The 19,455-nt window shown below is 32.9% G+C and carries 15 protein-coding genes; 3 read left to right on the top strand and 12 right to left on the bottom strand.

The features are described 5' to 3' along the window. The first annotated feature begins 182 nt into the window (after positions 1–182). The 3 genes from ACJJV4_RS19465 to ACJJV4_RS19455 all read left to right on the top strand — a co-directional run bounded on the left by ACJJV4_RS19465 (position 183) and on the right by ACJJV4_RS19455 (position 4,144). On the top strand, positions 183–839 hold the full coding sequence (locus tag ACJJV4_RS19465; protein ID WP_405297063.1) for a hypothetical protein: 657 nt from the start codon (positions 183–185) through the stop codon (positions 837–839). Between the two features lie 425 nt (positions 840–1,264). Beyond that, the gene (locus ACJJV4_RS19460; RefSeq protein ID WP_405297062.1) at positions 1,265–3,253 is read left to right on the top strand and encodes a T9SS type A sorting domain-containing protein; all 1,989 of its coding nucleotides are present in this window, start codon (positions 1,265–1,267) and stop codon (positions 3,251–3,253) included. 147 nt (positions 3,254–3,400) lie between these two features. Then, positions 3,401–4,144: a tRNA-uridine aminocarboxypropyltransferase gene (locus ACJJV4_RS19455; RefSeq protein ID WP_405297061.1), complete on the top strand. Its 744-nt coding sequence runs from the start codon at positions 3,401–3,403 to the stop codon at positions 4,142–4,144. 191 nt (positions 4,145–4,335) lie between these two features. Here the strand turns inward: ACJJV4_RS19455 and ACJJV4_RS19450 are convergent, their stop codons facing one another. The 12 genes from ACJJV4_RS19450 to nrfH all read right to left on the bottom strand — a co-directional run bounded on the left by ACJJV4_RS19450 (position 4,336) and on the right by nrfH (position 19,324). Continuing rightward, positions 4,336–4,797 (bottom strand): DUF5004 domain-containing protein, encoded by a 462-nt coding sequence (locus tag ACJJV4_RS19450; protein WP_405297060.1) that lies wholly within the window; start codon positions 4,795–4,797, stop codon positions 4,336–4,338. A 191-nt stretch (positions 4,798–4,988) separates the two neighbouring features. Beyond that, the gene (locus ACJJV4_RS19445; protein WP_405297059.1) at positions 4,989–6,041 is read right to left on the bottom strand and encodes a transglutaminase domain-containing protein; all 1,053 of its coding nucleotides are present in this window, start codon (positions 6,039–6,041) and stop codon (positions 4,989–4,991) included. Further along, complete coding sequence (locus tag ACJJV4_RS19440; RefSeq protein WP_405297058.1) at positions 6,042–6,755, bottom strand: carboxypeptidase-like regulatory domain-containing protein; 714 nt, start codon at positions 6,753–6,755, stop codon at positions 6,042–6,044. It abuts the gene before it with no gap. A 176-nt stretch (positions 6,756–6,931) separates the two neighbouring features. Then, positions 6,932–8,188 carry an alginate export family protein gene (locus ACJJV4_RS19435; RefSeq protein WP_405297057.1) on the bottom strand — a complete coding sequence of 419 codons (1,257 nt, stop codon included), beginning with the start codon at positions 8,186–8,188 and terminating at the stop codon, positions 6,932–6,934. 123 nt (positions 8,189–8,311) lie between these two features. Next, complete coding sequence (locus ACJJV4_RS19430; protein WP_159020114.1) at positions 8,312–9,139, bottom strand: ABC transporter ATP-binding protein; 828 nt, start codon at positions 9,137–9,139, stop codon at positions 8,312–8,314. A gap of 11 nt (positions 9,140–9,150) precedes the next feature. Then, positions 9,151–9,996 (bottom strand): ABC transporter ATP-binding protein, encoded by an 846-nt coding sequence (locus ACJJV4_RS19425; protein ID WP_147676803.1) that lies wholly within the window; start codon positions 9,994–9,996, stop codon positions 9,151–9,153. A gap of 118 nt (positions 9,997–10,114) precedes the next feature. After that, positions 10,115–11,221, bottom strand: coding sequence for an ABC transporter permease (locus ACJJV4_RS19420; RefSeq protein ID WP_158849369.1), 1,107 nt, complete (start codon positions 11,219–11,221; stop codon positions 10,115–10,117). Between the two features lie 27 nt (positions 11,222–11,248). After that, entirely contained in the window at positions 11,249–12,643 is a 1,395-nt protein-coding gene (locus ACJJV4_RS19415; protein WP_159020112.1) for a CmpA/NrtA family ABC transporter substrate-binding protein, read from the bottom strand. Between the two features lie 359 nt (positions 12,644–13,002). Beyond that, entirely contained in the window at positions 13,003–13,761 is a 759-nt protein-coding gene (locus tag ACJJV4_RS19410) for a Crp/Fnr family transcriptional regulator (RefSeq protein WP_405297056.1), read from the bottom strand. A gap of 207 nt (positions 13,762–13,968) precedes the next feature. After that, the gene (ccsA, locus tag ACJJV4_RS19405) at positions 13,969–17,109 is read right to left on the bottom strand and encodes a cytochrome c biogenesis protein CcsA (RefSeq protein ID WP_405297055.1); all 3,141 of its coding nucleotides are present in this window, start codon (positions 17,107–17,109) and stop codon (positions 13,969–13,971) included. 92 nt (positions 17,110–17,201) lie between these two features. Continuing rightward, positions 17,202–18,698, bottom strand: coding sequence for an ammonia-forming cytochrome c nitrite reductase (nrfA, locus tag ACJJV4_RS19400; RefSeq protein ID WP_405297054.1), 1,497 nt, complete (start codon positions 18,696–18,698; stop codon positions 17,202–17,204). Positions 18,699–18,724: 26 nt separating this feature from the next. Next, positions 18,725–19,324, bottom strand: a complete 600-nt coding sequence (gene nrfH / locus ACJJV4_RS19395) for a cytochrome c nitrite reductase small subunit (RefSeq protein ID WP_405297053.1) — start codon at positions 19,322–19,324, stop codon at positions 18,725–18,727. Positions 19,325–19,455: the final 131 nt, after the last annotated feature.

Here is a 19,455-nt window from a genome sequence, read left to right as displayed (position 1 = left end):
AAAGAGAGGGGATTCTCAAGAAAATCGAGATCTTGTCTCACTATACAAAATAACCTTAATCCTCTCTTTTTGTTCTTTCTGTTTATATACTTAAATTTAATATCTTTAATCAATAATCAAACTTAAGATATACAAAACCGTTTCGGTGCATATAAATATGAACTTTCCTAAAAATGGTTGTAATGAATAAAACATTAAGAACTTTAATTGGCTTATTAGCGTTAATAACTTTTATTGGTTGTAACAATAAAAAAACGCTGCCAGTAACCAATAAAAGCACTAATATTAGCGAAATAATTAGTAAAGTTATAGATAGTGTGGCGGTACGTCTATCCCCTAGAAATTTATCGCCAATTAATACTAAAGGTAGATTTACAGTTAAAGATTCCATTAGAGTCCATGAAAAACTAATAGACTACATTAATGAATTCAGAACCACAGCAATAGACACAAGCTTAGCATTAAATATACCCAATTTTGAGTTGATTGAAGATATGTTTTTTGAAGATAAGTTTTCAGGTTTTACAAAAGTTTATGACAATAGTAGAAGCATACATATTGATATAGATAAAATAAAAATAAAAAGAGTAACTAACACTTTTTATTTTGATTCCATAGTATATTTAAACCCTTCTGACCATATTGGAAAATATAGAGATTATAAAAACATTGATTACAGGTTTAATTTTTCAAAAATTGTATATAATGACAAAAAAGATAAAGCTGCTATTCGATGTCAGTATCGATTTGAAGATAGATCACCTAAGATGTCATTATTTTATTTAGAAAAAACGAACAACATTTGGGAAATAAAAAAATCATATCATTTTATTTTTTAAATCTAAAACACATTTAAATTATCCTAGCACAAATTAAATACAAACCACAACACGTTATATAAAAAATAGCAGTTAAGAGCTATTCAAAAGTTTGGTTCTTTTCTCTTTTTTATATTCCTTAACTTAAAATTGGCACATATAAATCTCCTACTTTTCATATAACCATCCATTGGGCATAATTTAACCAAACCAGTTTTACTGAAACAAGTTTACTACAAATTAAGCAATTAATTACAGCTACTTAGGAAAACAAAAAAAGAACACTAGCTAAAAGAGATATCAAAAATAAAGATTTTATCTTCATGATATTTTTACTTTTAATACTTATGGGAATTCTAATAATGGAGAAAAAAAACACCTTTCACCGGTTAAAATCAATGAAAAATACTACATTGTAAGTGTTTTAATAAAAAAATAAATCCCCAATGAAATTAAAATTACTAATTTTTAGTTCACTTCTTTTATTTGGAAGTAAAATACAGGCACAATCTCTCTGGTATGAAAATGAGTCACAAACAGAGAATATTATATTTACAAACACTTTAGAAGGTACTTTTACTTTAAATGAGCCCAATCCTAATACTAGCGGAATAAATACAAATACAGTCAGCTCTAAGTTTGAAAGAAAAGCAAATGTAACTCGAGGTTTTTTGTATTTTGAAATACCTCAAAATATTGTTTCTGATGCATTATATACAATAAGTTTAAAAGCATATATAGATATTCCAACAGCAGATATATCAGCTGTAAATCGTATCCGTTTGTATTTAACAAATACAACTACAGGAGATTTTAAGCAAATAACATTAAAATTTACAAAAGGACAAGAATGGGAACAATTTTCTTTTGTTTTTAATCCAGGAGATTTACCTGCAGGTGGGTTTTTAGACGGTGGTTACAACCAAATGTATATTGGTTATGGAAATGGACAAGTATCAACATCTGAAATCACTTACTATATAGATCAAATATATGGTTCAATGGAACAAAAACCTCTTGTAGACGTACTTAAAGGATCATGGGGAGGTCGTTTTTACGTAAGAGGAGGTGAAGATTTAGATCAATATGTGGCTCCTATTGCAGATGGAGGAAAAGCCTATGATTATATTGCGGGAGCACAAGAAATGGCAAATAACTACCCAACAATGGGACATGTAATTACCAATGCTACCAATAATGCGAACTCTCAACTATGGACTTTAAGAACAAACCCTAATGTAGATGCTGTGATGGGAGTTCCAAATTCCATTATTGATGAAGAATTTGTGCCTAGTTTAGCTAACGAACAAATTATTATTGACGTTATTAACATATTAAAAAATAAGAGTAAAAAAGTAATTTTATATTTAAATACTTTAAGTCCTGGAGATAGAGCTACAGCAGAAGGAGCAGTAGCTTGGAATAATTACGTAGACACTTATTTTTCTGGTGATGGACATGCAGCATGGGTTAATTTATGTGAAGGATATATAAAACGCTTTACTGACTTAGGTGTTGATGGATATTGGTTAGATGCTTTTGGAAGTTATAACGTGAATTCCAGTCTTGGAGATGCAGATCCTGAAAACACGACTGCTCAAAGAGCAGAATTTGTGCGAATGGTTCGTAATGCAGCACCTAATGCTACTATAACAACTAATATTGATAAGGATTCTTTTGTAGACGAAGATGGAGAGCTAATATTGGTAGATACAGATGGTGTCGATGATATTGATGAAAGAGATTACGCGATTATAAAGATGACTGCAACAAATCCTTGGTCAGACTTTACTGCAGGGCATATTACTCCTTTAGGTCAAGGAGCACCGCCTAATTCTTGGGCATACGAAGAGTTTACGGTAACAGACATTGAAGAATCATCAACATCTGTGTATAAGTCAAGTAAAAAAACATTAAAGCATTTGTTTTTACCTCTACGAGCAACATGGTCTAGTGAAAGATCTGATTTAATGTTTGATGGAGAACAAGCCTATAGATTTGCAAAAAGAATTACTGATGTAGGCGGATCTGTAACTTTTTCAAATACAACTTCTACAGACGGAACAACCCCAGATGACGAAGTTGAAATATTAGAATTTTTAAATCAACAATTTACAAACAATGCTCCCGCATCTGCTTATCAGCGCCCATTAGGTGCTTTTTTAGTAGGAGAAAATGAAAACCTTTCAACAAAAGACTTTCACGAAATTGCTAATGCAACAATTAAGATATATCCTAATCCAGTAAAAAATTCATTTAAAATATCCGAAGAATTTGTTTCCCTATTCGTTTATGATCTCACAGGTAAAGCATTGTTACAGTTTTCGGGAGATGACGATGATTTAAATGTTTCAAAACTAAATACGGGAATTTACTTATTAAAGGTTAATGATATCCAAGGTAATAGTAGTTTTGTTAAATTTATGAAGCAGTAGTTTTGATAATAGTTTAATGAATTTATTACCTAAAAAAATAATACCACATCTTACAAAAACAATGCTTAGTTTAGCGCTTTATTAAGAGTAAATTAATAGTTTATTTAATTAAACTTAACCAATTTTACGAAATTATTTAAATCCACATTGCAAGTAGAAATAAAAAATCAAAGAGTACAATGTTACAAATGTATGAGGCCTTCTAGTACATGTATTTGTAAGCACATTAGTGCTATCCGAACTAAAACTCGTTTTATCATCCTTATGCACCCCAAGGAATACAGAAAAGAAAAAAGTGGTACTGGGCACATTACTAATCTTCAACTTGAAAATTCAGAAATTATAGTTGGTGTCGATTTCACTAATAATAAGCGAGTAAATGAACTATTGACTCAAGATAACAGCAGTTCATTTTTACTTTACCCAGGAAAAGATAATTTCAATTTATCTCTAAGGCAAAGTTCAGATATAAATTCTTTTATGGGTGAAAATCCACACATCTTCATTCTCGATGGCACTTGGCCCTGCGCTCGTAAAATGCTTAAGCTAAGCAAGAACTTACAAAAACTTCAAAGAGTGAGTTTTGATAATAAAATAAAATCAAAATTTATTATTAAGCAACAGCCTGAACCACTTTGTTTGAGCACTATTGAGTCGGTCTTTACGGTATTAAATTTACTTAATAAAGGTAACTTAGAATATTGTGATACGAAAAACTTTCTTGTTCCTTTTGAAAAAATGATTGAGCACCAACTAGATTATATGGTAAACCCAAATAGTAAAAACTATTGTTCAACTCTCAAAAAAAAGGTTATCACTAAAGACTTATACAAGAAAAACACGGAAAGAAATATTATTTTTGAACAAGATAAGCTGGAATTACTTAATTAATAGTGAAGATATAGAAATAAAACAATTACTACATTAGCCTTCCATGACTGCAACTACTCTAAACTCTAACAAATAGAGTTATCTAAAAATAAAGGCTCAACCTCCTCTATGATAAAAAGTAGAGAATACTAAACTCCTATTTAATGATGCTGCTGCCTTTAATGAAGGTTATAATTAATCAATAAATGCCTTTATATTTTACTAAAATCTAAATATTCTATAGAAGGCGCATCTTCACCATCACATGGATTAGAGTCTCCACCTAGTTTTAATGAACTTACTGAAATTTCAAATAAGCTCGCTTTTGAAGCAGTGGTTTCTTCACTATTTTTAATATACAATTCATCATCTATAATCTCCCATGTACCATTACTTTCTCCATCGATAATACAGTCACCCATATACTCAATATAAGGAATATCATTATAAGTTCCATCTACATAAAAAGTGATTGATCCATTTTCCTTACAACCAGAATACGCTTCAAAGCTTTCACTTCCAGAGGCGCATATAATACCTATACCATTTTTCTTCCATTCTCCTATTAACAATTCTTCTTTACTTTGTTTTTCGCTGTTATCATCATCTGAAGAACAAGATGATAAATTGAATCCAATAATAAATAATACGGCTAATAAGCTTAGTTTTTTCATTTAGGTTTTATTTTTAATGGACTGTAAATTAATTATCTAAAAAAATTCAGCAACTATTATCCAGAAAAAAGAAATAGTTTCAACTAAACTTTGCAATAATTAAAATACTAGCCGCAAGTTAATTTCTTACATAGATACTATTTTTTAATCATTTTATAAATTTTTATTAGGAAAAACTACACTTGAATTAATCACTTTGAATTATTAAAAACTATCACCTTCCCTACCTTACACCCTTTCAAAACCCGCACCGCATAAGAAACAACAACCTCATCATCAATCAGCACATGAAAATCGTAATGACCTCTTGTTCTAAAACTATAATTTAGCTTCAGTATTCCATCTACACAAGTAAAATCACCACTCTGAATAGCTTCCTTAGTAACGCCATTACTCACATAAAGTTGAACATCATTTAAATTAATACCTTTTAAAATTTTTAGTTGAAAGGGAATTGTTTCGTCTTTAAAAACTTCAATCTTTAAGGTATTTGGATATACCGGAACTACACCATATTTAAACGAACTTCCATAAACCATCGCCCCATTAACAAATTCATCAGCGCATGATTTTTCACCTAACAATAACCACTTTGAATCTAAAGGAAAATGACTTTTAGAAAACTGCTCTGGTGAGGCTAAAAAATAACCATCGTTATAATTCTTAATAAATTGGTTTTCATTTACATTAAAATAACCACTCGCTAAAGTAGCATCTACCAAATACCATTTGTTATTCAGCTTCACCGCATTCCATGAATGATTTGCTACACCTAGTTCACCAATTTGACTACTTGGCGACCGGCTATAGCCATTTACAATCTCACACTCAATACCAGATAGTGACGCCAATTCTTTAATTAAATAAGCATAACCTGAACAAATAGTTTTTTGGTTGTCTACCAACTGTTTAAACACTCTTTTCTGTAAAGTCTTATTCCAATTAGTAAAAGCTAAACTATCATTTTTAAACTTTTTTCGATTACGAGTGGTTTTCAAATAAAAACCATAATCGCCTTCTATATTGAAGCAAACCCATTTGTAAATGGCTCTAAATTTTTCGACATCAGAATCTAAATGAAACGTGAGATTATGTGCTAAAACTGGCAAATTCTTTAATGCAGCATAGTTATACAACTCAGAAATACTATCGCCTTTTTTAAAATCGATAGTATTGAAATCTGACTGTTGAGATATTGCCGAAAAACCGACAAAGGCTATTAAAATGAATATAAAACGCTTCACCTAAAATATCCCTTTAATTTTTTGCCATAAGTTTGGCTTAGACTCGTAAACCTCTTTTACGGCTACTTTACCAACAAGTATGCAAACATCATCACGCATTACAATCTCTAATGGTTTTTGATTCTTTTTAATGGCGATTTCTTGTGTTTCGAAACCAATGTAACTTATAACCAAAATATCTCCTTCCTTTAAGGTTTCAGGAAACTCAAACTCACCATCAAAATTAGTGCTTGTACCTATAGTAGTACCTTTTAATATAATATTTACACCTGGTAACGGACTAGACGTATCCGAAACCGTTCCTTTTAAAAATTCAGTTTTAGAATAAGTTGCTTCAGTTTGCTTTTCACTATCAAAAGCACTTACTTTTTGTACCGTTTGCGTCGGTCGTTGTATTTGTTGCGCCTGTATATTTTGTAAAGAAATTAACGAAATAAAAGCCACACTAGCTACTCTTAGAAAATTAAAAGACGATGTATGTCTTCCTTTTTCATCTTCGAAAGTATAAGTCTTTAACTGCGAGGTTGCAAAAATGCCACAGGTATTTTCCTTATTGATTTTAAAATAAGCCTTTAACTTACCATCACTCATTCTCCTAAAGTCTATAACTTCCTTGTCGCAGGAATTACAAAACCCGCCACAAGCCGTAGGTTTAAATTGATTATAATCTTCCGAACACGGTTGCTTTACCGAAATACTTAATTGTTGTTTCATAATATTTATTTTTCTTATTCGAATTTATAAATATCACCATCTAAAAAATATCAAGAATGAGTTAACGGTGTTTTTCAGTGCGTGTAAGTTCTTTTCTGGTTAGGCTGATTTTTAAACATAAAAAAATCCCGCCATAAGCGGGATTTCATATAATATCAATTTTAGTTTAAAAGCTCTTAGTTTAAAAACTTAGGTTTGATTACTAACATAGCCCAAGCCCAGTTTTGCGTATCTGCAGCAGCAGATTCTGTAACACCTTTTAATTCGTACATACCATCGCTAGCAAACATGTGTGAGTATCCTATTTTTAAAGCATAACCTTTAAAAGCTTTAGAGTATACTAAATCTAACTCGGTTCCTAAAGATTTCTCTCCACTTGCCAATTCTTGCTCACCGCTAAAGTTTAAAGCTTTAACCATTAAGCTAGACGTTTCGTTTAGTTTGAAATTTGCACTTACGTGAATATCAAATAAACCAACATTGTTAGCATGGTTTCCTACGTAAAAATAATCCATAAAACCATTGAATTTGTGGTTTGTTCCATATAGCGGGAAGAAAGCTTCAGAATCGGTTGTTGCTGTATCGTTACCACTAATAAGCTCCATACCTGCACCTAAACCAACTTTAGCCGATGCTTTGTAAGTAAACTCTAAACCCAATAAATATGCACCATCAACAGTATCACCCATTTGCGTGTAAGCATTTAAGGCCGCTCCAAAATCACCACTTTTATAATCTAAATGCGTTCCTAAAGTTTGAATACTGTTTACACCATCTGGAGTAACACCATCTGCTTCATATTTTTGAAAACCATTGTTTAATAACAATAAGCTACCTGAGAAACTATCCCAAGATTGTTTTAAATAAGCATATTGCATGGTTTTATAAGAAAAGAAACCTGTTGTACCGTAAGCCGTAGAAGTTGATTGAAATCCTGCTGGGTTAGAATAATCTTGACTAAAAGCCAATCCTACATCTAATAAAAATTTACCTTTTTTGTATTTCAATAATGCAGCATCATGATTACGCCCTTGTTGTGCCCAATCTAATCCACCAAAAATACGTTGATCATCATAAGAAATAACCTGACGTCCTAATTTAGTAGTAAATCCTTCGCCTAATTTTACTTCTGCCCAAGCTTGAAATACTGCAAACGAATTATTCTGGTCGTAAGGTAAAATCTGTCTATTTTCTCCCCAAACCATAACATCTTGCAAGCTTAAATAAAAGCTATATGCATCCGTTTTATAACCTGAATTTAATCTAATTCTAGTAGAAATACCAAAACCTGGATCTGCAGCATCGGGAATAATACTTCCAAAACCATTACGGTATTCTGTACGTGGTCTAAACTCACCATCTAATGTAAATTGTGCTTGAGCAAATTGAACCATTATGGTTAAGATACCTAAAGTTAAATAAATTTTTTTCATAATTTTAAATTTGTAGTCGTTAATTGTTTGTTCTATTTAGTATCAATACGTTTAATTTATCATCGCAAATATATGTGACTGTTAAGTCTTACTTTATGATAAATCTCATGTTAATACTCATTTTTAGTGCTCTAAAAAGTCTATTAAGTGTTTTCTATATTTGTAGTAATCATCATGCTCTAACACCGATTTTCGTGTTCTTGGGCGCTCAAAATCAATGTTCAAAATATCACCAATTTTGGCCTTAGGTCCACTCGTCATCATAACCACACGATCTGCTAAAAAAATAGCTTCATCTACATCGTGCGTGATCATTACCGCTGTTATTTTTTCTTTATTCCAAATTTCAATTAATATATCTTGTAGCTCGCCTCGTGTTAAAGAATCTAACATTCCAAAAGGCTCATCTAACAATAATACTTTAGGTTTAATTGCAAACGCACGAGCAATACCTACACGCTGTTGCATACCTTGAGACAAATCTGATGCCTTCTTATCAAAAGCATCCTCCAACCCTACTTTCTGTAAATAGTATTTAGCAATATCATGCCTTTGTGCTTTTGTTGCATGCGGAAACACTTTATTAACACCAAGTAGCACATTTTGTAAAGACGTCATCCAAGGCATTAAACTAGGCGCCTGAAAAATAACCCCTCTATCCGGTCCTGGTCCTTTTATATGCTTTCCTAAAACGGATATATGACCACCAGAAATAGGATTTAATCCCGCAATCATAGAAAGCATGGTTGTTTTCCCACAGCCCGAATGGCCAATGATAGTAACAAACTCTTCCTTTCTAATCTGTAGGTTTAAATCTTCCAAAACCACATAATCGCCTTTTGGAGTCGGATAAACTTTTTTCAAATTCTTTAAATCCAGCATCACATCGTTAGATGGAAAAACATGGTTTTCAAACTTATGGCTCTGTTTATTTTCAATTATAACACTCATGTCTTTTCCTTTTAAAATTGATTAACAAAATCCTTAGGACTTAAATCCGGAAGAACAATGGCTTCCTTAGCCTCGGTTTTCCTTTCGTTTCCAATATCCATTAAATACTCAATAATAGCATTTCTTGTTTTTTTGAAATTCGGATTATCATTCATTTCCGTTTTATCTCTAGGGCGTTCAATATCAATTTTAAACTCAGGTCCTAAAGTTGCATTTGGTCCCGGACGTAACGGAATAATTCGGTCTGCCATATAAATACCTTCATCCACATCATTGGTAATTAACAGCGCTGTACGTTTATCTTTACCCCAGATATTTAAAATTTCATCTTGTAAATTACCACGCGTTAATGCATCTAGAGCACCAAGTGGTTCGTCCATAATAATCATCTCTGGTTTCATAGCTAATGCTCTAGCAACCGATACACGTTGGCGCATACCACCCGATAATTCTTTAGGCCTTTTATTAATCGCAGGTGTTAAACTCACCATCTCCACATAATCGGCAACAATAGCATGTAACTCAGCTTTCGTTTTTTTAGGAAAAGCCTCTTTAACCGCCATATACACATTTTGCCCAACCGTTAACCAAGGTAATAATGAGTAATTCTGGAAAATCACACCACGCTCATGGCTAGTTCCTATAACCGGCTCGCCTTTAAACAAAACCTCACCTTTAGTTGGAGTAATTAAACCGTTAATTAAGTTTACCAAAGTTGTTTTTCCGCTACCAGTAAACCCTACAATAGCAACAAACTCACCTTCTTCTATCGATAAATTAATGTTCGATAATACTTCCGGTTCGTTTTCGCCTTTACCGTAAGTTTTATAAATATTATTTAATTCTAAATATGCCATTTTTCTAAGTTTTATTTGGGCGTTACCACAAGGGTCGGGCTTTACGCTTCAAGTCCTCGCTCCGTTCCTACGCTGTGGGCTTTCCACTGCAATCCCTAACGTGAATTCGTCTGTTCAATTAAATCCCTTCTGTTTTATCAAAAGACACCCAGTTTTGTATAGTTAGCATAATTCTATCTAATAAGAAACCAATGATTCCAATAACAAACATGGCTACAATAATTTTTGCATTAGAATCGTTAGCTCCGTTTTGGAATTCTTCCCAAACAAACAACCCTAAACCAGGACTCTGCGCCAATAACTCAATAGCAATTAAAACCATCCAAGCTACTGATAATGTGATTTTTAAACCGGTAAAAATTAATGGTAAAGATGAAGGAAGTACAACTTTAAATATTTTTTGAAATGGTCCTAACTTCAATACTTTAGCAACATTAATATAATCTTTATCTACAGTAGCCACACCCATTGCCGTATTAACTAAAGTAGCCCACATAGAACATAAACCAACACTTATAAAGGATATAGTAAACGAACTATCTTCACTAGAGCCAATCAATAGTGTTTTTACAATCATAAAAACAAGTAAATACCATACTACCGGAGAAACAGGCTTAAAAATTTGAATAAACCAATTAAAAGCACTTTTTAAAGTAGGACTCAACCCTATGAAAATCCCCAAGGGCACAGCAATAAACAAGGCCAATAAAAACCCTGCGAATACCGTTTTTAAACTTCTAAATATTTGATCTACGAATGATGGTCGCCCAGTATAAGTAATAGCATCCTTGCCTTCTGCCAATCGTTTTTCATTTAAAACAGCTGTTTTTTCTATAAACGCAGCTTTATCTGCTTTTATAATATTATGGTCTCTTAATAACGACTTATAAGAATCCCAAACCTGACTTGGAGATGGCAACGTATTAGGTTGGCAACTAGAATCTCCCGATGCAATACATGCTTGCAAAGCATCGGCAGCTTCTTGTCCTTGATCTGTAAGTGCTTTTTCAATTTTATGTTCGGCTTCAATGTTGTACAAAGATTTTGCACCCAAATGCCACAGCCCAATAAATAATAGCATAGAAGCCAGTGGAACAACTGTTTTACGTAGGAGGTTTTTTAAATCTTCTCTTTCCAGCTTACCAGTAAATAAATCTTTTAATGTGCTTAAAAAACCTAGACCTATAAAATTGGTTACTTTTCCTAATGTTATACTTTGTTTCATGACTTCTTTATTTATTGGCTTTACTAATTATTGTATCGCTTTATCTTTATTTCCTATTTTAAAACTGTTGATGTAAGAAATTGGATCTTTTCCATCATAAGTCGTTCCATCAATAAAATCTGATGTTGCAGGCTTAAATCCATCTGTTGTTGGAATATCTCCTGCAGGAATATTTCCTTCTTCAACTAAAAGCTTCGCTGCTTTTGTCCAGATATCTGGTCTGTAAATGTTATTAATAGTTTCTGCATACCATGCTGCTGGCTTAGCCTCAGGAATTTGTCCCCATCTACGCATTTGCGTTAAGAACCAAATACCATCAGAATAAAACGGGTATGTTGCGTTGTACTTGTAGAATACATTAAAATCTGGCATATCACGCTTATCACCTTTTTCGAACTCAAAAGTACCTGTCATAGAATTGGCTAAAACCTCTTCCGGCGCACCAACATATTGAGACATTGATAATATTTTTACAGCCTCTGCTCTATTACTTGGCTCATCTAACCATTTACCAGCCCTAATTAAAGCTTTAGTAACTGCAATAGCCGTGTTTGGGTTATCTTCAACAAACTTTTTTGTCATTACAAAAACCTTCTCTGGGTTGTTTTTCCAGATATCGTAATTTGTTACTACAGGAACTCCAATACCTTTAAATACGGCTTGTTGATTCCATGGTTCACCTACACAATATCCGTGAATAGTTCCTGCTTCTAATGTTGCTGGCATTTGTGGCGGAGGTGTCACAGATAGTAAAACTTCAGCATCAATCTGTCCTTGAACATTATCTGCAGTATACATTCCTGGGTGAATTCCAGCAGCTGCTAACCAATATCTAATTTCATAATTATGTGTAGATACCGGAAAAACCATTCCCATTTTAAAAGGCTTACCAGAATTTTTGTATTCTGTAATTACCGGCTTTAAAGCTTCCGCTTTAATTGGGTGCACAGGTTTTCCATCTTCTCCTGTTGGTACGTTTGGTTTCATTTTAGACCAAACATCGTTAGATACCGTAATACCGTTACCATTTAAATCCATAGAAAATGGTGTTACTAAATCGGCCTGACGTCCAAATCCTGCTCCAGCAGCAATTGGCTGACCAGCTAACATATGCGAACCATCTAACTGACCATCAATAACACGATCTAAAATATTTTTCCAATTCGATTGTGCTTCAACTGAAACAAATAAACCCTCATCTTCAAAAAATCCTTTTTCTTTTGCAATGGCTAAAGGCGCCATATCTGTCAATTTTATAAAACCAAAGGTTAATTGAGGTTTTTCAATATCTAATGTTTTTGTTTTAGAAACTGCAGCTACAGCCGTTTCTGCTATTTCTTTCTTTTTCTCTTTGCCTCCACAAGCACTTAATGCAATCGCTAAGGAAAGAACTAAAGAGGATTTTGTTAATAATGATTTCATGTTGAATAGTTTTAATTAATTACTAAGTATTAATACTTACTTGTTGCAAATATATAAGTAGAACATAATTTATTACATGATATTACCCATGTAGTAATATCTTTTTTAGCATATAAAAACCTGCTAAAACACAGCTAAAACAAACAACACCTTGATTTAAAACAATTTAAACCCACTAAACAAACTACGTAAACCAACATAGTGAGCATAAAAAACTACGTATAAAAACACGTATTTATAAAAATTAAGTTGAAAAAATATTTTAAATGAAGTAAAAATTAGAATAAACCTTACAAGATTTTATTCGAAATAAAAAAGAAAGAAAAAGCGATACGGTATCTATTACTATAGAATATAGCTTAACTATCTAAGAAATAGTTATGTTCGCTAATTTCATTTTTGAGCGTTTGTATATTAGGAACACCTATTTTTTTTCCTTTAGCAGAAATTAAACCTTCCTTTTTTAATAAAGAAAATACGCGAATAACCTGCTCTTCGGTTGTGCCTGCATAATCGGCATATTCTTTTCGACTTAGAGGTAAATTGAGATAACCTCGCAAATCACCAAATTTTCTATGAATATATAAAAGTGTATCTATAACACGCTCGCGAACCGTCATTTGAGAAATAGACTTCACCTTAGATTCGCTACGGTTAAGCTCATTGGCATAAAAAAGCATTAATTTATAACTAAACTCAGGGCTTTTTCTTAGTGCTGCTTGCAAGCTATCTTTAGAAAAATAACATAGTACAGTATCTTGTAAAGCCGCAGCGCCAATAGAATAATATTCTTCAGTACCAAAACCACGATGACCAATAATTTCACCTTCTTTTGCAAAACGAACTATTTGCTCTCGACCATTAATACCAGTTCTAAAAACCTTAACAGTACCTTTAAGAATAAAAAACAATCCATTAACCGGAGCACCTTCTATAATAAATTGCTGTCCTTTTTTACAACGAATTTCGCTTTTTTCTTTCTCTAACGTTTTAGGACCTAAAGTTTCTAGAGCATTTTTTATTAAACAGTTGGTATTAATACATGCATCACAAGATATCCCCGTGAGTGATCTGCTGTTGGAAGGTGTTCTATATGTATTTATAACCGTATTTTGCATAAAAAGCTTAAACCTATTACACAAATATAAGTATTAATACTTATTATCTGTAAACGATACTTATTTTTAATAATTAGCTAAGAGGATTCTTTAAATAATAAAGACATCATATATTTATGATGTCTTTATTAGTAAAATCGTAATTTAAATAGAGTTTATATATACGTTTCTGTCTATTCCTTCTTTAAATATTATTCATTACAGATATTATTTTCGACAAAAAGTTTTCTTTCTGTAATAAGCTAAAAAGGTGACTATAACCATAAATGCAGCTAAAACATAAACAAATTTAGGAATTGGTAACGGATCGCCAGCCGCATAACTATGCAACCCAGACAAGTAATAATTCACCCCAAAAGACGTCATAATAATAGACCAAAAAGCAAACATACTGGCTACGTTTACAACAAAGTTGTTATTTAGTTTCGGGATAAACCTTAAGTGTAACACAATGGCATAAACAATAATACTTATTAAAGCCCAAGTTTCCTTTGGATCCCAAGCCCAATAACGACCCCAAGATTCATTGGCCCAAACACCTCCCAAAAAGGTACCTACAGCTAATACAAACAAACCAATAGTCATGGCTATTTCATTAATATAAGTTAACTCCTTAATTTTAATTTCTATAATAGCTTTAGTTTTTGGTGTTTTAAAAATATAAAGCAACAATGCCATTAAGCCTAAAATAGCCGATAATGCTAATGGCGCATAACTACTAACAATGGTTGCTACATGTATTTTTAACCAATACGACTTTAAAACAGGCATCAAATTGGTTATTTCTGGATTTAACCAATCTAGGTAACTAACAAACAATAAAGCTCCTGAAAATAAGGTAGCTAACGGTAAAGAAAAGTCTGACTTTCTAAATGTGAGCAATCCACACAGCAGTAATACCCAAGAAACAAAAACCAGCATCTCGTAGCCATTACTCCATGGCGCATGTTGTGCCACATACCAACGTAAAATAATGTTACCTGTAAAGCATAAAAATGAAACTAGAGTAAACACAACAAATATATTATTGAAAAACTCAATACCTTTTTTTTGTACAAACATCTTTACAATAGCCAAAACTAGCAGTATAAAACCAAGTGCAAAGAACACCTGAAATAGCCAAAAGTTAATATTAGCCTTATTGTACCAAAGCTCTGCTTCTATACGCTCTGGTGTAGGTATTACACTTGCGCCTAAAACCTCTTGATACTTCTTAATGTACATTAATTTTTCTTGAGCATCATCATACTTAAGCATTACAATATCATTAAAATAAGATGGAATTATGCTTTGCGCGAACTGAGCATCTTCCTCTGGGAAATCTCTAAAATGATGTTTAAAACTAAACCAAGTATTATTGGCATCGTTCTTATTAGGGAAGATTTTCAAATAATTTCCAGCAAATAAATTATACAAAATATTAAATCGCTCATCAACTTTTAACACCTCTTTATCAAACTCATTACGTTCTGCAGGCTTTTTCTTGTTAGCGTCTTCAACTTGATTAGTTAAAATATAATCGCCTTTAGCATCTAGCAAACTAGTATAAGGTAAAAGGTTATTTGTACCAACGACCACATCTTTAAAAAGGTCGCCTGTTTTATCAAAATCGGCTTTAACAAGCGGTATTTTTTGCCAAACATGTGGTGCTATGTGCATGGCTAAAAACGTTTGATTGGCATCAAAAGTTACTTTTTTATCGTTTATGTGATATGAAAAGCTCGATTTTCTTGATATTTTTCTCAAAAATTCAGATCCTAGAGTATTTACCGGTTTTATTCTACCATCAAGATCTTGTACCAAAATTCTACCAAAATAATCGGCATGTGCTCGATCTACTTCTTGCGATTTAACTAAACGCTCTATTTGCTGTGCTGTAGAATCGTTTAACTGCTGAGCAAATGATACTTGCAAACCAAAAAGCAATATAACAACGGCTACATGTTTCTTCTTTAAATGTTTTAGTTTTTTATTTATTAAATGAAAACGAGATGCTTTCCCGAAAAGGGTAAAAAACATACCCAACGTCATCAGTAGATATCCTAAATATGTAATCCAAGTTCCTAAACTATCATGGTTGACGGACAGTACGGTTCCTTTTTCATCGGTATCATAACTGGCTTGAAAAAAGCGGTAACCTCGATAATCTAGCACATTATTCATAAAAATTCTAAACGGTGTTTTTTCATCTTGATCTAAAATAGTAACTTCACTAGCATAAGCCGATGGACTCGATGAACCTGGATAACGCTCTAATTGAAAATCATCTAACTGAAGCGAAAATGGTGTTTCTATTGCTCCTGCTCCGTAAGATAAAATTACTCTTAAATTATCGATATTAACCTCGTGATGTGTTGGTAAAAACCCTTCACGATATAATATGTTTAAAGGCTTTTCAACATTATTTACAGCTACATTTACTAATAATGCATCATCCTTCATTTTATCATTTTCTTTAGAATCTTCAGATTCACTTTTTAAATGAAAAATTCCACTTTCAAAATACGTTAATGGCACAAATGAAATATCGCCCGATCGATATAAAGTTCTTAAAGTAATAGCATGCAAACTATCTTTAGGAATAACACCTGCTTGTTGTGACGACATGATAAAGAAATCTAAATCGTGAGGAGAATCGATACTAAAAGCACCATTTTCTTCAACAATATTAATAATACCTTTTTTATCAGAATTGAAACCAATTTCATGTTGATGCTCTCCTATCTTTTCAATTTCTCCTTTTTTAAGGTATATGGTATTTCTACCATTTCCTTCGGTTACCACCATTTCTAAAAGCGGTTCACCATGTTTTTCATCTTCTACAACTTCGGCAATAGCATCTTCCACATAATCTTTGTAAGACACCTCTACTGCTGTACCTTCAAAATCTGTTTTTAAAGTAAAATCGTTATTTTTTATAGATGAAAACGAACGTTTTTCTTTTACTGTTTTTGAAGTTGTTCCATCGCTAATAGTTAGTGATAGAAAATTAGTGTCTGATATAACAACGTTTGATGATTGTCCTTCTCGAATACGCATAACGCCACCGTAAGAGGTGTACCGCGTAATACCTGCACCGAGAATAATAATAATAAAAGAAACATGAAAAAGCAGAATAGCCCACTTTTTTTTCTGTAATAAATTATACTTAAAAATATTTGCGATGAATGATATAGCTAAGCCAACCATAACAACCTCGAACCACCAAGAATCATAAATAATTATCCAAGCTGTTTTTGTACCATAATCGTTTTCAACAAATGTGGCTATAGCCATGGATATGGCAAATGTTAGTAATAAAAGCAAAGCCAACCTTGATGATGAAAAAAACTTGTATAATTTCTGCATAAAACTTTATTAAAAAAAAGAAAGATAGTTTTGGTGATATCACTAATCATCAAAAACTATCTTTCCTAATTATTAAAAACTAATACTAATCCTTAATTATTTAAAGACACATCTTTTGCGCCATACTTAGACTCTCTTTCTTTTGCAGCCTCTAACCATTTTGGTACTAGATTTTTCTTAAATTCTGCTTTCTCTTTTCTTAAAGCCTCCATATCTAAACCAATATACTCTTGAGCTTTTTCTTTAGTAGAAATATCTGGCATAGCTACAGCTTCGTTATGACCTAACTCAGCAAGTAAACGTGCTAATTTAACACGACCATCTTGGATAATTGTAAAACCACTACCTATAACTCTAGCGGTTTCAACTGGCGAGTGAAAAGAAGCACCGTGAGATGCTGCTGCATAATCCCAACGCCATTGTGCGTGACGGATATCCATTAAAATATCTTTCATTTGATCTTCTGTTGCTCCTAAATCCCAAGCTTTTTTAGCTTCTACGTGAGCCTTAACTAGAAAACCTTCTAATTTCAATCTGTTTTCGGCTGTTTTACGTTGACGATCGTAAACATTCATCTTTAACTTATCGGCATCTTCTCTATGGCACACTTGGCATGCATTAGACACATTGTTTAACGGAGATTGTATGTGGTGATCTGTAAATTTTTGTCCGCCTTCACTCTTGTATGGCATATGGCAATCTGCACAAGATACACCACGATCGGCGTGAACTCCTGTTAAGTAAGTTTCGTATCCTGGGTGCTGCGCTTTCAACATTGGTGCACGACTTAATTTGTGTGTCCAATCGCTAAATTCAATAGCATCATAATACTCTTCCATAGCTTCTACAGACATACCGTTTTCCCATGGTAATTTTAAATAAGGCACTCCTTCTTTTCCTGGTATTTTTTTATCGAAATAGTACTCTACGTGACATTGTGCACATACTAAACTACGCATTTCTTGGTGTGTAGCTTGATTAATGTCTTTACCCATTGCATCGAAAGCTTCCACTAAAGCAGGACGCGATATGGTTAGTTTCATAGTTTTAGAATCATGACAATCTGCACAACCAATTGGATTTACAATCTCATCACCTTTATCTGCCCATTTACCAGAATAAAATTCGGCAATACCTTTTTCATTCATTAAACGTGGCACATCAGGACTTTTACACGTCCAACAAGTAGCAGGCATTGGGCCGTCACCTTCTCCCTTTGGTCCACCCGTTCTAAGTGAGTTTGTTATATCCTTAATAGCATTCATATGTCCACGACCTTGACTATAATCTTTAGAAAAACCATAACCTGCCCATAAAACTACTAAATTAGTGTCCTCATCTAGCATATCGCGCATAGCAGAACCACCTTGGTAAGTTGCAAAGCTAGTGTCGGCTGTTTGTAAAAAAGACTGATACTCGGCTGGATAATTTTTTCCCCACTCGGCGTTTCTAGGCTCATTATCACCAATATTTACCTTTGGTACATATTGATATTTAGCTTCGTTTTTCCTATTAACAATACTTGATGCTAATAATCCCAGTAGAAATACGACTACTACTGTCACAATAAATAAAACCTTGTTTTTCATGTATTAAGTATAATTTATTTTAAAATCTATTTGGTTTCCATTTCTTTTTCCAACCAACTTGGTATTACAGCCTCTTCTTTATCTGTTGGTATTGGAGCTATATTACTTTTTATTGTTGAAATACCATGCACCGTACCGTGTGGTACTTCTTGGTGGCATGACCAACATTGTCTTTCCGTTCTATTTTTAGCATGATCTTCAATATAACCGTCATACTTAACCTGTGTAACTTGCTGCACATGGCAACGAATACAGTTGTTTTGTACAACTTCTTGAGATTCCTCCCGCATAAACATCACCTCTGGCTCTGCTCTTAGCGTAAAAACCGAAGCATGAAATAAACCATCTTTCGCTTTAAAATAATATTTGTTAAATATGTTGTTGTGTGGTACATGGCAATCGTTACAAGATGCCCATTCTCTATGCGAGCTATGCATCCAACTGTTATAAACGGGTGTCATAACATGACAGTTTACACAAGCTAACGGATCATCAGACATATAAGAAACCAGTTCTGCTTCTTTCGTCATAAACAAACCTAAACCTGTGATAATAGCAATAAAAAAAACTGCTATTGTGCGCCATCTAGATTTTTTATTTGGTAATAATTTGTTTTGGATATTCACAAGTATAAATTATTCAAGTTTATTAATTAACCATCTTCTCTTATTTCAATCTGTAAAAAATCAACTACTAATATTATGTTAAAAATACATTTTTTTCCTTTTCATTCTGCTGAAACGAGGAAAAACTTTTA

Origin of the sequence: Algibacter sp. Ld11 (assembly GCF_045066735.1) — a bacterium.
GTDB lineage: Bacteria > Bacteroidota > Bacteroidia > Flavobacteriales > Flavobacteriaceae > Algibacter.
Note: the sequence above shows the minus strand (reverse complement) of the source record. Positions and strands in the feature narration are given on the sequence as shown.